The organism is Streptomyces sp. NPDC002845, from assembly GCF_053591955.1.
The window spans coordinates 132,745-151,123 of sequence record NZ_JBSFUU010000003.1; the positions used below are offsets into that span (position 1 = coordinate 132,745).

General features: G+C 71.1%; 18 protein-coding genes. 13 read left to right on the forward strand and 5 right to left on the reverse strand.

The window, feature by feature from the left end:
• Positions 1-369, forward strand: a 369-nt coding sequence (locus ACWD3C_RS03065; RefSeq protein WP_451139424.1) for a hypothetical protein, incomplete at its 5' end; no start/stop codon positions are given.
• 115 nt (positions 370-484) lie between these two features.
• Complete coding sequence (locus ACWD3C_RS03070) at positions 485-1,216, forward strand: class F sortase (RefSeq protein WP_451139426.1); 732 nt, start codon at positions 485-487, stop codon at positions 1,214-1,216.
• A gap of 6 nt (positions 1,217-1,222) precedes the next feature.
• On the opposite strand, the gene ACWD3C_RS03075 is transcribed toward ACWD3C_RS03070, so the two are convergent.
• Together ACWD3C_RS03075 and ACWD3C_RS03080 are read right to left on the reverse strand one after the other, a co-directional pair.
• The gene (locus ACWD3C_RS03075; RefSeq protein ID WP_451139428.1) at positions 1,223-1,675 is read right to left on the reverse strand and encodes an SRPBCC family protein; all 453 of its coding nucleotides are present in this window, start codon (positions 1,673-1,675) and stop codon (positions 1,223-1,225) included.
• Between the two features lie 60 nt (positions 1,676-1,735).
• On the reverse strand, positions 1,736-3,070 hold the full coding sequence (locus ACWD3C_RS03080; protein WP_451139430.1) for a Gfo/Idh/MocA family protein: 1,335 nt from the start codon (positions 3,068-3,070) through the stop codon (positions 1,736-1,738).
• Positions 3,071-3,197: 127 nt separating this feature from the next.
• On the opposite strand from ACWD3C_RS03080, the gene ACWD3C_RS03085 reads away from it, so the two are divergent.
• From ACWD3C_RS03085 to ACWD3C_RS03100, 4 genes are read left to right on the forward strand one after another with little or no spacing between them, the layout of a single operon-like run.
• Positions 3,198-4,508, forward strand: a complete 1,311-nt coding sequence (locus ACWD3C_RS03085) for an ABC transporter substrate-binding protein (RefSeq protein WP_451139432.1) — start codon at positions 3,198-3,200, stop codon at positions 4,506-4,508.
• A complete protein-coding gene (locus ACWD3C_RS03090) occupies positions 4,505-5,452 on the forward strand; it encodes a carbohydrate ABC transporter permease (RefSeq protein ID WP_451139434.1) in 948 nt (315 codons plus the stop codon). The genes ACWD3C_RS03085 and ACWD3C_RS03090 overlap by 4 nt, the downstream gene beginning before the upstream one ends.
• A complete protein-coding gene (locus ACWD3C_RS03095; protein ID WP_451139436.1) occupies positions 5,449-6,324 on the forward strand; it encodes a carbohydrate ABC transporter permease in 876 nt (291 codons plus the stop codon). Before ACWD3C_RS03090 ends, ACWD3C_RS03095 begins: the two co-directional genes overlap by 4 nt.
• A gap of 5 nt (positions 6,325-6,329) precedes the next feature.
• Positions 6,330-6,956: a hypothetical protein gene (locus tag ACWD3C_RS03100; protein ID WP_451139438.1), complete on the forward strand. Its 627-nt coding sequence runs from the start codon at positions 6,330-6,332 to the stop codon at positions 6,954-6,956.
• Between the two features lie 42 nt (positions 6,957-6,998).
• Here the strand turns inward: ACWD3C_RS03100 and ACWD3C_RS03105 are convergent, their stop codons facing one another.
• Positions 6,999-7,307 (reverse strand): DUF3040 domain-containing protein, encoded by a 309-nt coding sequence (locus tag ACWD3C_RS03105; RefSeq protein ID WP_451139440.1) that lies wholly within the window; start codon positions 7,305-7,307, stop codon positions 6,999-7,001.
• 144 nt (positions 7,308-7,451) lie between these two features.
• Complete coding sequence (locus tag ACWD3C_RS03110) at positions 7,452-8,348, reverse strand: polysaccharide pyruvyl transferase family protein (protein WP_451139442.1); 897 nt, start codon at positions 8,346-8,348, stop codon at positions 7,452-7,454.
• 94 nt (positions 8,349-8,442) lie between these two features.
• Here ACWD3C_RS03110 and ACWD3C_RS03115 point away from each other — a divergent pair, with 94 nt between their 5' ends.
• Positions 8,443-9,153, forward strand: coding sequence for an alpha/beta fold hydrolase (locus ACWD3C_RS03115; protein WP_451139444.1), 711 nt, complete (start codon positions 8,443-8,445; stop codon positions 9,151-9,153).
• Positions 9,154-9,171: 18 nt separating this feature from the next.
• Here ACWD3C_RS03115 and ACWD3C_RS03120 read toward each other — a convergent pair whose 3' ends face one another.
• On the reverse strand, positions 9,172-10,245 hold the full coding sequence (locus ACWD3C_RS03120) for a heme/hemin ABC transporter substrate-binding protein (protein WP_451139446.1): 1,074 nt from the start codon (positions 10,243-10,245) through the stop codon (positions 9,172-9,174).
• A gap of 102 nt (positions 10,246-10,347) precedes the next feature.
• Here ACWD3C_RS03120 and ACWD3C_RS03125 point away from each other — a divergent pair, with 102 nt between their 5' ends.
• The 6 genes from ACWD3C_RS03125 (at position 10,348) to ACWD3C_RS03150 (ending at position 18,372) form a co-directional block, all read left to right on the forward strand.
• Positions 10,348-11,148, forward strand: coding sequence for a hypothetical protein (locus tag ACWD3C_RS03125; RefSeq protein ID WP_451139448.1), 801 nt, complete (start codon positions 10,348-10,350; stop codon positions 11,146-11,148).
• A gap of 36 nt (positions 11,149-11,184) precedes the next feature.
• Positions 11,185-12,177 carry an HtaA domain-containing protein gene (locus ACWD3C_RS03130; protein ID WP_451139450.1) on the forward strand — a complete coding sequence of 331 codons (993 nt, stop codon included), beginning with the start codon at positions 11,185-11,187 and terminating at the stop codon, positions 12,175-12,177.
• 219 nt (positions 12,178-12,396) lie between these two features.
• Complete coding sequence (locus ACWD3C_RS03135; RefSeq protein WP_451139452.1) at positions 12,397-12,936, forward strand: hypothetical protein; 540 nt, start codon at positions 12,397-12,399, stop codon at positions 12,934-12,936.
• Positions 12,937-13,034: 98 nt separating this feature from the next.
• Positions 13,035-13,574, forward strand: coding sequence for a hypothetical protein (locus ACWD3C_RS03140; protein WP_451139454.1), 540 nt, complete (start codon positions 13,035-13,037; stop codon positions 13,572-13,574).
• 271 nt (positions 13,575-13,845) lie between these two features.
• Positions 13,846-16,533: an immunoglobulin I-set domain protein gene (locus ACWD3C_RS03145; protein ID WP_451139456.1), complete on the forward strand. Its 2,688-nt coding sequence runs from the start codon at positions 13,846-13,848 to the stop codon at positions 16,531-16,533.
• 261 nt (positions 16,534-16,794) lie between these two features.
• Complete coding sequence (locus tag ACWD3C_RS03150; protein WP_451139458.1) at positions 16,795-18,372, forward strand: NAD(P)-binding domain-containing protein; 1,578 nt, start codon at positions 16,795-16,797, stop codon at positions 18,370-18,372.
• The last annotated feature ends 7 nt before the right edge of the window (positions 18,373-18,379 follow it).

Genomic DNA, 18,379 nt, shown 5'->3' on the forward strand with positions numbered 1-18,379 from the left:
GCGAAGGACGGCAAGGAGCTCGGCAAGGACCGTAAGGAGCACGACAAGGACCGCAAGGACTCCCCCCGTGGCGGGATGCACACGGGTGGCGGAGCCCTGACCGCGGTGAACGGGGACGACTGGGACACCAAGAAGGACCCCAAGCACGACGAGGAGACCCGCAAGGACAGGGACCACGACAAGGTCTGGCAGTCCGACCACGACAAGGACTGGCAGTCCGGCCACGACAAGCCGCGCGGCGGGATGCACACCGGAGGCGGCGCGCTCGCCGCGCCGGGCGTCACCGCAGGCGGGCTGGCCGCTCTGGCGGTGGCCGGCACCGGAATGTACGCGTTGCGGCGCAAGAAGGCGTCCGAAGGCGCGGTCTGACCGATGCCTGGCGTCATAGCAGCCGGGCCGCCGCCTTCATGCCGCGCGGCGGCCCGGCCGACCCTCCCGCTTGATGTGTCCGTCCCGCTGCCGTGACTTGAGTGAGGTGGTGTCCATGGCAGCCAGTCCTCCATCCGATACCAATACCGATACCAACACCGATGCCAAGACCGATACCGGTACCGGCCCCGAGACCTCGAAGCGGCGCATCCGCGCGGGCGCGACGATGGTGTGGAGTGCGGCTGTCCTGGCCGTGGTGTTGATCCTGGTCGGCGGCCGTGACGAGTCGTCCGACGCCGGGCGCGCGGCGCACGCTCCGCCGGTCGCCACGTCGCCCTCACCCGCCACGTCACCCTCACCCGCCTCGTCTGCCACGCACCAGGCGGGAAAGTATTTGCCGAGGTCCAGGCCGACCCGCCTGCTCATCCCGAAGATCTCCGTCGACGCGCCCTTCACCGACCTCGCCATCGGCCGGTCCGGGCAGCTCGAAGCCCCTCCGGCCGACGACGTCAACCTTGTCGGCTGGCACACCGAGGGGGCCTCTCCCGGTGAGGCGGGCACCTCGATCATCGCCGGGCATGTCGACACGGCGACGTCCCCGGCAGTGTTCGCGGAGCTCAGCGAATTGGAAGAGGGAGACCGGTTCCACGTGGTGAGAGCCGACGGGCGCAGGGCCACCTTCGTCGTCGACAGCGTGGAGACGTTCGACAAGGACAACTTCCCCGATCAGCGTGTGTACGCCGACACTCCGCAAGCGCAGGTACGGCTCATCACCTGCGCGGGGGACTACGACCGCGCGGCCAGGGACTACACCGAGAACCTGGTGGTCTTCGCCCACCTCGCCTGAGAGCCCTTACGGTGTCGGCCCTCGTCGCAGCAGGCCGTCCACCGCCCGGCCGAACATCCAGCGCGCCGCCTGTCTCAGCGGCCGGTCGAAGAAACGGGGCACGGGGCGCACCGCGATGTCCTCGCGCCAGACGACGCGGGAGCCCCCGTCGCCGTACGGACACACCTCGATCTCCGCCCACCCCGTGATGAAGCCGCCCCGCTTGGCCAGGCGGCACAGGGCGGTCGGGGTGTGCTCCGTCGGAGGGTGCCAGACGACCACTTCCATGGGGTCGTCGAAGGAGAACGGGCCGATTCCCGAATGGGCCACGAACGTGGTGCCGACGCGGGTGGGTGGTGGGGTGCGCACGGTGATCCGGGTCAGCGGGACCACGTCGGCGTGGCGCGGCCAGTCCGTGAGCCGGTGCCAGGCCTGGTCGACGGGGAGCGGGGTGACGCGTTCCAGACGGAAGAGGACCACGAGGGGATCGTAGACAGACGTCGGTGGCGCCTCTCGTCGGCCGAGCCACCGTCGGCGGGCTCAGACGTCCAGCAGCTCCCGCACCACCACCGGCATTCCCGTCTCGAACGACCGGTTCGCCGCCAGCCCCGTCACCAGCGACCGCGCGCCGTCCACCGCGTCCGCCGCCCGCCCCAGTTCGTCGGGCACGCGCTCGCCGAACAGGTCGGCCAGCATCCGTACGTCTCCGCCGCCGTGCCCGCCCTCACCGGTCGCGACCTTCACCTCGCGCGGCCGCTCCCAGAAGCGGCGTACCAGCAGCTCTGTCCGCCCGGCCGCGTCACCGGGTTCCGCGCCGTGCAGCACCGGGCCCGCACCCTCCGTCCGCACATCGGGACGCGTCCATGTCGACTCCTCCACCAGCAGCTCGATCCGCCCCTCGCTGCCGTTGAAGGCGATCCGGTAACCCTCCCAGGGCGCGTACGCCGTGAGGTGGTACGTCAGGGTGGCCCCGGAGGCGTACCGCACCAGGACCGCCATGTCGTCCTCGATCGTCACCCCGGGGCCGAAGACGTTCCGGTCCCGGTGGTAGCCGTCCTCGTGCTCGGCGTCCAGGTACAGGGCCCGCAGGACGGGCGAGTCCGCCAGGCGTAGGGCGAAGGGGTCGCCCTCGGCGGCCGCGGAGCCGTGGGCGCGGTCGTAGTCCCGGGCCAGACCGCGGCGCCGGCCCGCCTCGTCGCCGTAGAAGAAGAGACCGCCCTGGGCGAAGACGGTCTCGGGCCGTGTGCCGAGCCACCAGTTGACGAGGTCGAAGTGGTGGGTCGACTTGTGGACCGTCAGCCCACCGGAGTCGGCCTTGTCGCGGTGCCAGCGGCGGAAGTAGTCGGCGCCGTGGCGCAGGTCGAGCAGCCACTCGAAGTGGACGGAGCCGATCTCGCCGATCTCCCCGGAGGCGATGAGCTCCCGTACGGCCGAATGGACCGGGTTGTAGCGGTAGTTGAAGGCGACCCGGACTTCGTGGCCGGTGCGTCGCCGGGCGTCCAGGATGTGGCGGGCGCGGTCCGCGTCCGTGGTCATCGGTTTCTCGGTCACCACCTCGCAGCCCGCTTCCAGCGCGCGCACGATGTACTCGTCGTGGGTGCGGTCCACGCCGCACACCACCACCAGGTCGACGCGTTCGCGGCGGAGCATCTCGTCGAAGTCCTCGGCCGCGTACGCCGGTACAGGAGTTCGGCCCGGCTGGTCGGCCGCGATCCAGGCATTGTGGACGGCCATGCGGTGGGCGTTGACGTCGCAGAGGCCCACCAGGTCCATCCGGTCCGCGTACGGGCCGGTCAGTGCCTCGGTGTAGAGGCGGGCCCGGGCACCCAGTCCCACGACGGCACAGCGGCGACGATGTGCAGGAACGGTGGTCATGCGGAGCCTTTCGTTCCGAGGCGGTGCGGGGGTCTTGTTGTGACATCCGGACCTTCCCTAGGGTCGCAGAGGGTGCAAGCGCTTTCTAGCTAGAGCGAGTGACGCCACTGAGGAGAGGTGACCCCCCATGCCCGGAAACAGGACGAAGAGGGCTGCTTGGTTCCGTGAGTCGCCCATGACGGCCGCCGTGATCGCGCTCTGCGTGGCCCTCACCGCCACCGGCTGCTCCGGCTCGGACGAGTCAGGCGGAACGGGAGGCAAGGTCGTGCTGCGCTACACCTGGTGGGGCAACCCGGACAGAGCGGAGCGGACCCAGCGGGCCGTCGACCTCTTCGAGGAGACGCACCCGGGGGTCGACGTACAGACCTCGTTCTCCGGATACGACACCTACAAGCAGAAGTTGGCCACCCAGGCCGCCGGCGGTGACGCCCCCGACGTCATGCAGCTGGACTACCGGATGATCGACCAGTACGCCACCGGGGGAGTGCTCCTCGACCTCGGCGAGCAGCAAGCCGCCCTGGACACGAGCGAGTTCGACGCCGGGCTGCTCGCCACCGGCAAGGTCGACGGCACGCTCTACGCCGTCCCGCAGGGCCGTGGCACCGAGACCATGGTGTACGACACCCAGCAGTGGAAGGCCGCCGGAGTCGAACTGCCCGAGGCCGGCTGGACCTGGAGCGACTGGGCCGACGCCATGCGGGAGCTGGCCGAGAAGACCGGCAAGCCCGGCGGCACCGACCCCGGGTGGAGCGAGGACTCCTTCGAGATCTGGCTGCGCGGCCAGGGCAAGTCCCTCTACACCGAGGACCGACAACTCGGCTTCACCGCCGACGACTTGACCCGCTGGTGGACCTTCACGGACGAGCTGCGGCGCGAGGGCGCCGTCTCGCCCGCCGAGCAGACCACCCAGCTCGACGGCACGGTCGAGAACACCCCGCTCGGCCGGGGCATGGCCCTCTCCGACATGAACTGGGACGCCCCGGCGAGCGGTTTCCTCGCCCTCGTCCCCGGCGGGATCTCGCTCGCCCCGATGCCCTCGAACGAGGACGGCACCCCCGGCCAGTACTTCAAGCCCTCGATGTTCATGGGCATCGCCGCCGACACCGACCATCCCGAACAGGCCGCCCAGCTCATCGACTTCATGCTCAACGACAGGGAGGCCGCCAAGATCCTCGGTGCCACCCGCGGCATCCCGGTCAACGAGTCGGTCCAGGAGGAGATCGCCTCCGACCTCAAGGACTTCGACAAGACCATCTACGACTACCAGGCCACCGTCGAAGGCAAGCTCAACGCCCCGCCCCAGGCGCCCCCTTCGGGCGACAGCGCCCTGCAGACCACCTTCCAGCGCGACTACGACCAGGTGTCGTACGAGCGGATGTCGCCCCGCGAGGCGGCCGAGAACTACATCACCGAGGCGAAGGCGGAGCTGAGGCCATGACCACCACGCAGACGCCGACAGCCGTACGGCCCGGCCCGGCCGCCACCGCGAGGAAACCGCCCCGGCGCCGACGCGAGGGCGCCGCCTGGGTGTTCCTCTCGCCCTGGGTGCTCGGAGCCTGCGGGCTCACCCTCCTCCCCATGGCCGTCTCCCTCTATCTCTCCTTCACCGACTACGACTTGTTCAACGCGCCCAACTGGGTGGGCCTGCGCAACTACACCCAGATGTTCACCGAGGACCCCCGCTACTGGCGGTCGGTCGTCACGACCCTGACGTACGTCGTCATCGCCGTACCCCTCCAACTGGGACTCGCCCTCGTCGTCGCCCTCGCACTCAAGGGCATGAAGCGGGGCAAGGCATTCTACCGCTCCGCCTTCTACGCCCCCTCCCTCCTCGGCGCCTCGATGTCCATCGCCCTGGTGTGGCGGGCGATCTTCAACGACGGCGGCACGGTCGACAACCTCCTCGGCACCGGCGGCTGGGTCAACAAGCCCGGCTGGGCGCTGCTCGCCGTCGCGCTGCTGACGGTGTGGCAGTTCGGGGCGCCGATGGTCATCTTCCTGGCCGGACTCCAGCAGATCCCGGGGGAGTTGTACGAGGCCGCCGAGGTCGACGGGGCGAGCCGGTGGCGTCAGTTCCTGTCCATCACCGTGCCCATGCTCTCGCCGGTGATCTTCTTCAACGTCGTACTCCAGACCATCCAGGCCTTCCAGGTCTTCACGCCCGCCTTCGCGATCAGCGCCGGCAAGGGCGGACCCGCCGACTCCACGCTCGTCTACACGCTCTACCTCTACGACCGGGGCTTCGTCGCCTCCCACATGGGCTACGCCTCAGCCATGGCCTGGGTGCTGCTGATCGTCATCGGCGCGGTCACCGCCGTACTGTTCCGCACCTCGCGCTCCTGGGTCTTCTACGCCGCCGACTCCGAGGGGGGAGCCCGATGACCGCCACCACAACCGCCTCGACTCCCGCTGCCCGCAAGCCCGTCGACCGACGGCGGGTCGCGCTGCACATCGGCTGTCTGGCCGCGCTCCTCGTCATGCTCTATCCGCTGGCCTGGCTGCTCGCGACCTCGCTCAAGCCCGCGAGCGAGGTGATCGCCAGTCTCGACCTGCTGCCCAGCCGACTGGAGTGGTCCAACTACGACACCGCGCTGGAGGGGGTCAACGACGTCTCCGTGGCCCGCCTGCTGAGCAACTCCCTGCTGATCGCGGGCGGCGCCGTCGTCGGCAACGTGCTGTCGTGCTCGCTCGCCGCGTACGCCTTCGCCCGGCTGCGCTTCCGCTTCCGCGGGCCGCTCTTCGCGTTCATGATCGCCACGATAATGCTGCCGCATCACGCGGTGCTGATCCCGCAGTACATCATCTTCAACCAGCTCGGCATGGTGAACACCTACTGGCCGCTGATCCTGCCCAAGTTCCTCGCCACGGAGGCCTTCTTCGTCTTCCTCATCGTGCAGTTCATGCGCGGACTGCCGAGGGAGCTGGAGGAGGCTGCGCGGATCGACGGATGCGGGCCGTTCCGCAGCTTCTTCAGCGTCATCCTGCCCCTGACGCGCCCCGCGCTGATCACCACCGCGATCTTCACCTTCATCTGGACCTGGAACGACTTCTTCACCCAGCTGATCTATCTCTTCTCGCCCGAGAAGTTCACGCTCACGCTGGCGCTGCGGGCGTTCGTGGACGCGTCCAGCCAGTCGGCGTTCGGGCCGATGTTCGCGATGTCCGTGATCGCCCTTCTGCCGATCGTGCTGTTCTTCCTCGCCTTCCAGCGGTTCCTCGTCGAGGGCATGGCCAGCTCCGGGGTCAAGGGGTGAGCGGGATGCGCACCACCCGGGAGGGCCGGGACACACGGGAGCCGGGCGAGATCTTCGGCCCGCGGATGACGCTCTTCGCGGACGTCCTGAGCATCGGGTTCGCCACGGCCGTGGCCTGTCTGCCGCTGGTGACCGTGCCCGCCGCGCTGTCCACGGCTTGCGCGGTGCTGCGGGGGATACGGGAGGACCGCCCGGCCACGGCCGGACGGTACTTCGGGCTGCTCAGGCGGCGGCTGCGGGTGGGCGACCTGGCCGCCGGGGCCGTCGCACTGGCGGGTGCGCTGCTCGTCGCTGCCGACCTGGCGCTCGCCGGCGCCGGGCTGCCCGGCGGTCCCGCCTTCGCGGTCGTCGCGCTGGTGATCAGTGCCGGCGCCGCTGTCGTCGGCCTGCGCGCCTGCGCCCGCCCCGAGTCGCTCACCCACTGGCCCGCCGCGGTGCGGGGTGCGGCGGGTGACGCGGTACGGGACGTGGGCGGCAGCGGGCTGGTGCTGCTCGCGGTGGCCACCGCCGCGCTGTGTGCCTGGATGCTGCTGCCGCTGGCGTTTCTGGCACCGGGGCCGCTGGCCCTGGCGCTCACGGCCGTCGATGTACGGGACGGGGGGTGGGGTATTCGCGCGCCGACGTCCGAGTGACGGCGGGCACAGGGCGTGTGCCCCGGCCTCCCGGGTGAACCCCTACGGCTCCGACCACCGGCACAGCAGCCGGAACAGCCCGTACAGCGTCAGCGGCCACACGGCGGCGAAGGCCCAGATGACGGCGGGCTCGGAGGTGAGGATTCCGGCGACCATGAGGGTGACGGAGAGGGCGAGCCAGAGCGCGACGGTGAGGCCGCGCGGGCGGTACGCGGCGATCGGGGCCAGGTTCGGGCGGCGCCGCGGGCGCAGGGTGCGCAGTTGGCGGTCGAGGCGGCGGTCCCGGCGCAGGGAGGCCTCCAGCTCGTCCAGGATGCGCTGCTCGTGTGCGGGGAGTCGGCCGGTCGTCACTGTCGCTCCCTTCCGAGGCCGGTGGTCTTCGACTGTTCCGGGTGCCCGTGGGGCGCGGGGACTAACGCGCGCGGGTGCGGGGTGCGCGTACGGATGACCCGTTCACCCGTTCACTTGCTCATCCGTTCTCCTGTGCATCCGTTCTCATCGGTGCAGTGCCGCGACCAGCCCGTCCGCGCTGTCGGGCACGGCCCCCTCCGTGAACTCGGCCCGAATCCGTCCGGCGGTCTCCCGTCCCGCCGGTGTCAGGCACCAGTCCCACCAGCGCTCCAGGCTCCGTACGTCCATCTCCTCGGCCCTGAGGAGGGCGGGCCACCCGCACGTCCGTGCCTGCGCGGTCAGTCGGGCGCCGCCCGCCACGGGATCGACGGCGAGTACGGGTACCCCGGCCCGCAGCCCGAGGACGAGCCCGTGCAGCCGGTCCGTGACGACGAGGTCCAACCGGGCGAGAATGGACTGGAGTTGACCCGGGGTCGCGCTCACGTGCCAGTCGTGGGCGTCGAGCCGTGTATCCAGAGGGAGCCGCGCGCAGTCCTTGCCGACCAGCCACCGGGTCACCTCGTCCGCGACCTCACGATGGCGGCGCCGGGCTCCGTACTCGTGCTGTCCCTGCGTGAGGATCACACCGACGACGGGGGCGGTGTCGGCCTCCGGAGCCCGGGCGGCGAGGTCCTCCACGGGCTCGGCGGCCGGGGCGTCCCGTGGCAGCACCCGGTGGAACCCGGTCACGGCGGGATCGTCGGGATCGATCACGGAGACGCCGACGGCGATCCGCACACAGTGCCGGAACCGCCGGTGCAGTTCGACGATCTGCTCCCCGTGCAGCGGCCCGCACACGAACACGAGATGCGAGTACGCCCTGGGCCGCACCCGGTCCAGGTGCAGCGCCCCCGGCCGGAACCCGGGGCTCCACACCACGTCGTACGCCAGCCCCGCGTGCCCGAGTACGTCCTCCACGCGCCGTAGCGCCAGTACGTCCCCGGCGGTGGCCTCGCCCTCGCGGAAACTGAACCAACCCGTCAGCAGAATCCTCTGTCGCACAGCGGCTGCCGAGTACCCCGTCCTCACCAGGCCATACCTGTCGGCAGTGGGCGGTACCGGGGCGTTGTCAGACCCCTGCGTTACGTTCTGCGGCATGGCGAACTTCGTGTTGGTGGCAGGGGCGTGGCTGGGTGCGTGGGCGTGGGAGGAGGTGGTGGTGGAGCTGCGGGAGGCCGGGCAGGGGGCGTATCCGGTGACGTTGTCCGGGCTGGCCGAGAAGCGGGGGGTGCCGGCCGGGCAGGAGACGCATGTGCGGGACATCGTCGACGAGGTCGAGCGACGCGATCTGCGGGACGTCGTGCTGGTCGGGCACAGTTACTCGGGGATTCCGGTGGGGCAGGCCGCCGAGCGGATCGGGGAGCGGCTGGCGCGGGTCGTGTTCGTCGACTCCAGCGTTCCCGCCGACGGGGAGGCGTTCGTCGACTCGTGGGCGGACGGGAAGGCGACGGTCGGGGCGTCCATGGCCGAGAACGACGGCTTCTGGGCACCCCTGGGCGCGGACGACTGCGCCGGACAGGGGCTCACCGACGAGCAGATCGCGCGCATCGTGGGCGGTTCGACACCGCACCCGGGCGCCTCGCTCATAGAGCCGGCCGTGCTGTCGCGGCCGCTCGGCGAGCTCCCGGCGACGTACATCAAGTGTCTGCTGGACGGCCCCGAACCGGCGGGCGACGTCGCCGAGTTGCTGAAGAGCGAGCGGTGGCGGCCGGCCGAGATGGACACGGGGCACTGGCCGATGTTCTCCCAGCCCCGGGAGCTGGCCCGGATTCTCCTCGCCGAGAGCCAGGAGGGCGCCCAGGCCTGAACCCGGGCGCCCCGCGCCCTACTTCGCGTGGATCCGGTCCACCAGGATGTCGATCACCAGCGGGGTGCGCGGCCCGTAGCCGAGCAGCACCCCGTCCTCCAGGTCGACGACGCGGCGGTCCAGGCCGGCCGGGGTCTCGCGGATGCCGGGGATGTCGACCAGGCCGTCGATGCCGCCGACCGATTCGAGGCCCTTGGTCATCATCAGGATGACGTCGGGCTGGGCCTTGACGAGGGCCTCGCTGGTGATGGGGGTGAAGGGCTTGTCGAGGCCGGAGGCGGTGCCCGCGTCGACGGCTCCGGCGGCCTCGATGAGCGAGTCGGCGCCGGAGCCCTTGCCGCCGATGAGGTAGACGGCGGCGCTGCCCCGCATGTACAGGAAGGCGACCTTCGGCCTGCTGCCCTCGGGCACGCCCGCGCGGGCCGCGTCGAGTTCGTCGGCGATGCGCTGGTTGAGGGCCTTTCCTGCCGCGGGGACGCCGAGGGCCTCGGCGATGCGGGTGGTGCGGGTGGCGACATCGGCCAGTTCGGTGGCCGGGTCGAGGACGACGACGGGGATTCCGGCGTCACGGATCTGCCCGATGGCCTCGCTGGGACCGGTGTCGGTGTCGGCGAGCACGACCGTGGGGTCGAGGGAGAGGACGCTCTCCGCGCTCACGTCGTGCGCCCTGGTGACCTGGGGCAGATCCTCGGCCTCCTCGAAGGTGGCCGTGATGTCCCGGCCCACGACCCGGTCGCCGAGGCCGAGCGTGAAGACGATCTCCGCCACCCCGCCGTTGAGCGGCAGGATGCGGGAGGCGTCCTCGACGGTGACCCGGCGGCCGTCGGAGGAGTCGACCGTGACGGGCAGCTTCGGCGTGGGCGCCTCACCGTCGAGCGGAACGATGGAGTTCCTCGCCAACTGCTTCTCCGCCGCGGCCGCGCGCACGCTCGCGCTCACCGAGGACCCCGAGGACGCCGACGCGCCCGCCGCCGGGGCGGCGCCGGTGCCCTCCGCGCACCCGGCCACTGTTCCCAGGGTCAGGAACGCGAGCACGAGCGCGACAACTCCGTTCCGGGGCAAGGGGAATCGGTGTCTTCCGGGGATGCGCATCGCTCGGCCTCCGTCTTGGTGAGTGGTCTGTTCAGTTGGTGACACATGCCGACCGTATTAGGTTAGCCTTACCTGGGTTACCGATGGTTGGGATGTGATGTGATGCCGGCAAGAGGCGTACGAGGCTGGAGACTCGGCCCGGTCGTGGGCGTCGCGGCCCTCGCCCTGACGGTGGTCGGGACGGGCCCCGCGGTCGCGGCGGGCGGTTCGGCCACCGGCCCAGAGGACCAGAAACTCTCCGTTTCCAAAGCCTCCGGCCTCGACCCGGCGGGCGAGACGGTGACCGTCACCGGCTCCGGCTACAACGCGGAGAAGGGCATCTACGTCGCGTTCTGCGTGGACAACGGCGCGGGCAAGACGCCCACACCCTGCATCGGCGGGGTCGACATGTCCGGCGAGTCGGGTTCCTCCGTGTGGATCTCGTCCAACCCGCCGTCGTACGGCGAGGGGCTGGCCCAGCCGTACGAGGGCAGCGGGCACAACGGCTCGTTCTCCGTGCAGATCAAGGTGCGTTCCAAGGACGCCAACACCGACTGCGCCGAGTCCGGCGTGACCTGCTCCGTGATCACCCGCAACGACCACACCCGCGGCGGCGACCAGAGCCAGACCGTCCGTATCCCGGTGACCTTCGGGGACGGCGGCGGCAACAGCGCCGAGCCGTCCGCGACCGCGAGCTCCGGCACGGGCTCGACGGCCGGTTCGACGACAGGTTCGACCACCGGTTCGACGACGGGCGGTTCGGGGACCACGTCCGACGACCCGCTGGCCAGCACGGGCAGCGACGTCGCCCTGCCGCTCGGGATCACCGCCGCGGGCCTGGTGGCGGCCGGCGGTACCGCGTGGCTGTGGGCCCGAAAGCGTCGTACCGCACGGGCGGGCGACGGCACGGCGGACGCGCACTGATCACCTGTCACAAGCGAGTCAGGGGAGGACTGCGAGATGAGGAAGAGACCGGGTGCCGTGGTGACGGCGGGGGGAGCGGTGATCGCTCTGCTCTGCCAGGCACCGGCGAGTGCCCAGGACGGCGCGGACTCCGCGCGGGAGGTGTCGGGCGGCTACGCCGGCTGGGCCGTGGCCGCCACCGGAGTCCTGTCCGGCGCGGATGTGTCCGTGAGCGCCGGGAAACCGGCCGTCGACGGGACCGGAGGCCGCAGTTGGCTGCCCGTGTCCGACGGCACCGTGGACCCGGCCGCCGGTGACGCCACCGTCGGCTTCGGGGGAGCGGTCCGGCTCACCGCCGCCGGAGACACCCTCACCCTCGGCGCACTGCGCCTGACGCTGGACGACGGCACCGGAACGCTCCGCGCGCGGGCGGAACTCGGGGGCCGTACCCACTCCCTGGACCTTGCCGAAGTCCGCGAGGGCGCCACCGCGCCGGTCGTGCGGGGCGCGGGGGTGACCTGGACCGGTCTGCGCGCCTCCCTGACCGCCGAGGGTGCCGAACTGTTCGCCGCCTGGACCGGCCGGTCGTACGAGGAGGGCGGCGAACTCGCCCCGCTCGACGTGACGGTGGGCACGGGGACCGGCGCGGCGGAGCCGGAGCCGGAGCCGCCGGAGGGTGACAGCGGTACGGAGCCGAGCGCGCCGAAACCGCCCGTGGAGTCCCCGGAGTCTTCGGAGTCCTCGGAGGCCGTGACGCCCGAGCCGCCGAAAGCCGCCGGTGAGACGGCGCCGGCCGCCGTCGCGGAGCACCCGACCGTCGTCGCGGGCGGCGAACAGCGGGTCACGGGTGAGGGGTTCGAGCCGGGCGAGGTCGTCCTCGTCGCGATCGACGACGACACCCGCTACCAGGCGAAGGCCGACGCCTCCGGCCGCGTGTCCCGGGCGTTTCCCGTCTACACCACGGCGGTCGAGGGCGAGCACGCGGTCGAGCTGTACACCGTGACCGGTGACCGTCGGGCCGTCGCGGAGTTCGCCGTAGAGCGTTCCTGAGTCGAGGAGCGGGTCGTCGCCGACCCGCTCCTCGGCATGCCCGCTTCCGCACCTGTCGATGGGCCCAACTCCCGTTCTTTCACAGGGAGTTGACAGGTAGTTGACTCCCCTTTGCCCTCCCTTGACAACTGAACTTCGTTCATATTTAGGTTTGCCTTACCTAAGTCCGGATGGCTCCGCGTGGAGCCGATCGGCCGATCAGAAAGGTCTCCCACGACCATGAGAGCACCGCTGTCCGTCCGTACCGCCGCCCGCGCGGGCCTCGCCGTCGCCGCCGCGGGCGCGCTGACGCTGGGCCTGGCCACCTCGGCCTCGGCCGCCACGTCGACCCGCACGATTGTCGACGGCGGCACCACCTACAACCTGTCGGTGACCGCCCCGGACACGGCGTCCGCCGCGGGCCAGGTCATCAACGTCACGGGCTCCGGCTTCAACACCGGCCAGGGCATCTACGTCAGCCTGTGCGTGGTCGACGGCGCCCAGGGCGCCACCAAGCCCACCCCCTGCCTCGGCGGCCAGGACGAGACCGGCGAGACCGGTGCCTCGCACTGGGTCAACAACACCTTCGGCGGCTGGTTCGCCAACAGCTCCCAGTTCGGCACGGGTGGCACCTTCGACGTAAATATCTACGTCCAGGCGACCCTCGACGACGGCAGCGTGTGCGGTGAGGACGTCGAGTGCGCCGTCGTCACGCGCGCCGACCACTTCGACACCAACGACCGCAAGTACGACGTCCACGTGCCGATCACCTTCCAGTAAACGTCGTAGCTCCAACTCGCCGTAGTTCCCAGAGGTTTGACGGGCCGGCCTGAGGGCCGGCCCGTGCCCCGCACCGGCACCGAGAAAGGCCCCCCACCATGAAGCTCCTCCCCTCCGCCCGAACCGCGGCCCGCGCCGGGCTCGCCGTCGCCGCGTCCGCCGCGCTGACGCTGGGCCTGGCGACCTCCGCCTCGGCCGCCACGTCGACCCGCACGATCGTCGACGGCGGCACCACCTACAACCTGTCGCTGACCGCTCCGGACTCGGCCACCGCGTCCGGCCAGGTCATCACCGTCTCGGGCGCCGGCTACAACACCGGCCAGGGCGTCTACGTCGCGCTGTGCGCGGTCGAGGGCGCCCCGGGCGAGCAGCGGCCCACCCCCTGCCTGGGCGGCCAGGACGAGTCCGGTACCACCGGCTCCTCCCACTGGGTGTCCAACCTGGGCGGCGGCACCGTGGCGAACAGCTCCCCCTTCGGCACGGGCGGCACCTTCGACGTCGACATCTTCGTCAAGGCGACCCTCGACGACGGCAGCGTGTGCGGTGAGGACGTCGAGTGCGCCGTCGTCACGCGCGCCGACCACACCGACACCAGCGACCGCACGTACGACGTCCACGTCCCGATCTCCTTCCAGTAACCACCCGTCAGGCCGGGCCCCTCCACCCGTGGGGCCCGGCTCCCGGCGTGTCCGGGGCGTCGGGTGCACCCGACAGTTAAGGAAACGCTCCATGGCAGACGACATGACGGACCGGCAGCAGCCGGACCGCGCGGTCCCCCCGCACCCCAGGGCCTGTTCTGAGTTCCCCGCCTGCGCCCCGACGCCCGGCACGCACTCCCCCACTCTCGGCTTCGCTCGAGCGGGGGGACCCCCATGCCGCACGGCGCCGCAGGACAGGTGGCTCCGCCGCATGACCTGCGACACCGCATGCCGATCGCACGCACCGACCGCCGCTGCGCCCGCGCTCCGCGCGGACGACGGGGAACTCAGAACAGGCCCTGGACGCAGACGCCTGGCGGGCCCGGCACTGCTGGCCGCGGCCGCCCTGGTGGGCGCGTCCGCCGTGGCCGTCGCGGTCGGCTCGGCCGCGCAGGCAGCCGACACACCGAAGACGGCGCTCGGCAAGGAGGGCCAGAAGCTCACGGTCTCCGCTTCCGCCAACCTGGACCCCGACGGCGAGATGCTCCGGGTCACCGGCGAGGGCTACGACGAGACCAAGGGCATCTACGTCGCCCTCTGCAAGGACAACGGCGACAACCGCGTCCCCACCCCGTGCCTCGGCGGCGCCGACGAGACCGGCAGCGGCAGCGCCTCGAAGTGGATCGTCCCCGAGGGCGACCCCAACGAGGGCACGCTCGCCATCACCTACGGCGACGGCGGCACCTTCGACGTGGAACTCGGCATCACGGCGAAGGACAACAGCCTCGACTGCGCCAAGGTCGCCTGCTCCGTCATCACCCGCGTCGACCACCGCGCAGGCGGCGACCGTTCCCAGGACGTCCGCATCCCCGTCACCTTCGAGGGCCAGGACCCCGGTGACGGCGGCGACGGAGACGGCGTGGACGTGCCCCCCGGCACCGTCAGCTATGTCAGGTCGGCCGAGTTCCTGGCGGCCGGCGAGGTCAAGGACCTCCTGCTGCACCCCGACTCCGGAAAGCTCTACGTGGGCTCCGAGGACTTCACCGAGACGGGAGACGTCGACGAGCGCGGCCTGTGGGCCCTCGACGCCGGCGACGGCACGGTGCTCAGCCACATCAGCCGGGCCCCGAGCTCCACCGGCGTACTGGCCCCGCGCAACGTCCCGCGGATCATCGCGCCGCTCGCCGGTGACGGTGTCGTCTTCCACTACCCGTTGCGCGGCATCGGCACCGCCAAGGACGGGGACGAGGATGCCGCCGGAATCTGGCTCACCGGCTCCACGGTCACCGGGGCCGGTCCGGGCACCGAGGCGTCCACCGTCCTGGTCGCCCAGGGCGCGGCCCTCTCCGAGGTCGAGACCGCCACCGGCGCCGTCAGGCGCGACCTCACCCTGGAGGGCCGCTTCGAGCTCGGCGTCGACACGGCCCGCGGTGTCGCCTGGGCCGCCGACGGCACCGCCGGGCAGCTGCACCGTGTCGACACCGGCTCCTTCACCGTCACCGCGAGTGCCGAACTCCCCGCCGCGTCCGTCGCGTTCGTCGCGGCCGACCCCGCCACCGGCAACGTCTGGGTGGGCAGCGGGAACTCCGTGCGCGTCCACGACAAGGACGCGGGGCTCCTCACCACCATCGAGGGGCCGGACGAGGCCGTGGACGTCGCCTTCGACACCACCACCGGCCGGGCCTACGTCGTCTGGCAGGACAACGGCGACACCAGCAACGGCGGCGACCACACCAGCTCCCTCGGCGTGTACGACGCCACCACCTTCGAGGAGGCCGCCGAACCGGCGGAACTGGAGGGCAACCACTCCCAGATCGGGGAGGCCTCCGTCGCCGTGACCCCGGGCGGCACCTCCGTCTACGTGGGCAGCCCGGCCGAGGGCAAGATCGCCAAGCTCGACCTCCGCATGTCCCCGAAGGTCACCCAGGCTCCCACCGACCAGTCCGTCGCCCCGGGAAGTCAGGTCACCTTCGTCGCCGCGGCCGAGGGCACGCCCGAACCGGCCGTGCGCTGGCAGGTGAGTCCCGACGGCGGGCAGACCTGGTCCACGGTCGAGGGGGCCACCCAGAACACCTACGGGTTCACCGCGAGGGCGTCGCACGACGGCTACCAGTACCGCGCCGAGTTCACCAACCCCGTCGGTACCACCCGCACATCGCCGATCACCCTCACGGTCACCGCGCCCGGCGGCGGGGGCGACGGCGGCACCGGTGGGGGCGGCGACGAGGACACCGAGCCCTCCGGCACGAAGACGGTCACCGGCCCCGAGGGCCAGAAGCTCACCGTCACCCCGGTCAACAACCTCGCCACCGAGGACCAGACCCTGAAGGTCACCGGTTCCGGCTACGACGAGGAGAAAGGCATCTATGTCGCCCTGTGCGTCGACAACGGCGAGGGCGAACTGCCCAGCCCGTGCATCGGCGGCGTCGACATGACCGGCGGCTCGCACTCCTCAGTGTGGATCTCCTCCAACCCGCCGGACTACGGTGAGGACCTGGCCGTTCCGTACGACGAGGGCGGCCGCTTCGAGGCCGAGATCACCATCGACGCCAAGGACGAGTACACCGACTGCTTCCAGGTCACCTGTGTCGTGGCCACCCGCGCCGACCACACCCTCTCCGGCGACCGCACCCAGGACGTCAAGGTCCCGGTGGCGTTCGTCGGCCAGGACCCGGTGGACACCGATGACGGCGACGGCGGCTCGAACGGCGGCTCCAGCGGCGGGGCCGGCGGTGGCTCCAGCGGTGGGAGTTCGTCGGGCGGCTCCGACGGCGGCACCACCACCACCGGCGGCGGCAGCGGTACGGGCGGTACGGGCGGCACCGGCGCGACCGGCGGCACGGACGGCAGCCTCGCCTCCACCGGCGTCACCGTCCTGAGCCTGGCCGCGGTGGCGGCGCTGCTCGCCGCGGCGGGCGTGGTCGCCTACCGACGTGGGCAGGCGGGCTCGGTGGCGTAGCCGACACCTGCCCGAAATCGGCGGGGCAGCCGACTAGGCTGCCCCGCCGGTCTGTTGCCGGGGAGGGTCCGGCGATGGCGAGTTCTCGCTGTTGTTGTGAGGGACAGCGGTTACTAGTGTGCTTGTTGAGGTTTCAATAGAAGTCTGTCGAGTTCCTGTCGGAATCATCGAGTCCCTTTCAGTGCAGGTCACTTGACCGCAAAAATCGCTCATGCTCAATGCGCCTTCAGCCCCCACACCCCCCATCGGAAGGCAGGCACTGTGCACAACGGTTCCCTCGACTACCTCGTCGTCGGCGGCGGCCCCGCCGGACTCCAGCTCGGGCAGCTGCTGCAGACCGCCGGTCACAGCTACCGGATCCTGGAAAGCGGCAGTACGCCGGGCACTTTCTTCCGCACCTTCCCGCGCCATCGCACGCTGATATCCATCAACAAGGTCCACAACGGCACCTCGGACCCCGAGCTCAACCTCCGGATGGACTGGAACTCCCTGCTGTCCCCGGACCCCGAGCTGCTGTTCACCCGGTACAGCAAGCGCTACTTCCCGCACGCCGACGATCTCGTGCGCTATCTCGCCGACTTCGCCGAATCGTTCAAGCTGGACATCGCCTACGACACCCGGGTGGTGAACGTCCGGCGCGGCCCCGACGGCTTCACCGCCACCGACCAGCACGGCCGGGAACACCACGCCCGGCGCCTGGTCATGGCCACCGGGCTGACCCGGCCCAACACCCCCGACATCCCCGGCATCGACACCGCGGAGGACTACTCCGTCGTCTCCGTGGACCCCGACGACTTCACCGACCAGCGCGTGCTGATCCTCGGCAAGGGCAACTCCGCGCTGGAGACCGCCGACAACCTCGTCGAGACGGCCGCCACCATCCACGTCGCCGGACCGCACTCCATCCGCCTGGCGTGGAACACGCACTACGTCGGTCATCTGCGCGCCGTCAACAACAACTTCCTCGACACCTACCAGCTCAAGTCGCAGAACGCCCTGCTGGACGGCGATGTCCTGGCCATCGACAAGGGCGACGACGGCTACCGCGTCCGCTTCAGCTTCTCCCGCGCCGACGAGGTGGTGAAGGAGCTGCGCTACGACCGGGTGATCGTCTGCACCGGATTCCGCTTCGACGCCTCGGTGTTCGCCCCCGACTGCCGCCCCGAGCTGGTCATCAACGACCGCTTCGCCGCGCTCAGCCCCGCCTACGAGTCCGTGAACGTGCCCGGCCTGTACTTCGCCGGCACCCTCATGCAGCAGCGCGACTTCAAGAAGTCCACCGGCGGCTTCATCCACGGCTTCCGCTACGCCGTACGCGCCCTCAGCCGCATCCTCGACGAACGCCACCACGACACACCCTGGCCCCACCGGCCGGTCGACCCGGACCCCTCCGCCCTCGCGGACGCCGTCGTGGAGCGCGTCAACCGGACCTCGGCGCTCTGGCAGCAGTTCGGCGTGCTCGGCGACGTGGTCGTCACCGCACCCGGCGAAACGGCCCGCTACCACGAGGAAGTCCCGGTCGCCTACACCCACGACAGCGAACTCGCCTCCGGCGCCGACTACTTCACCGTCACCCTGGAGTACGGACCCGACCACGACAAGGTCGACCCCTTCGACATCACCGTGCGGCGCCCCTCGCAGAACTCCGTGGAGGGGGCCTTCGACGCGGCCTATCTCCACCCGGTGATCCGCCACTTCCGCGCCGGTGAGCTGCTGGGCACCCACCACATGGCCGAGAACCTCGAAAACGAGTGGGACAACCCCGAGGTACACACGGCCCCGCTCGCGGACTTCCTCGCCCGCGAACTCGACCGCCAGACCGCCGACCTGGGGCGGTGACGCGGCC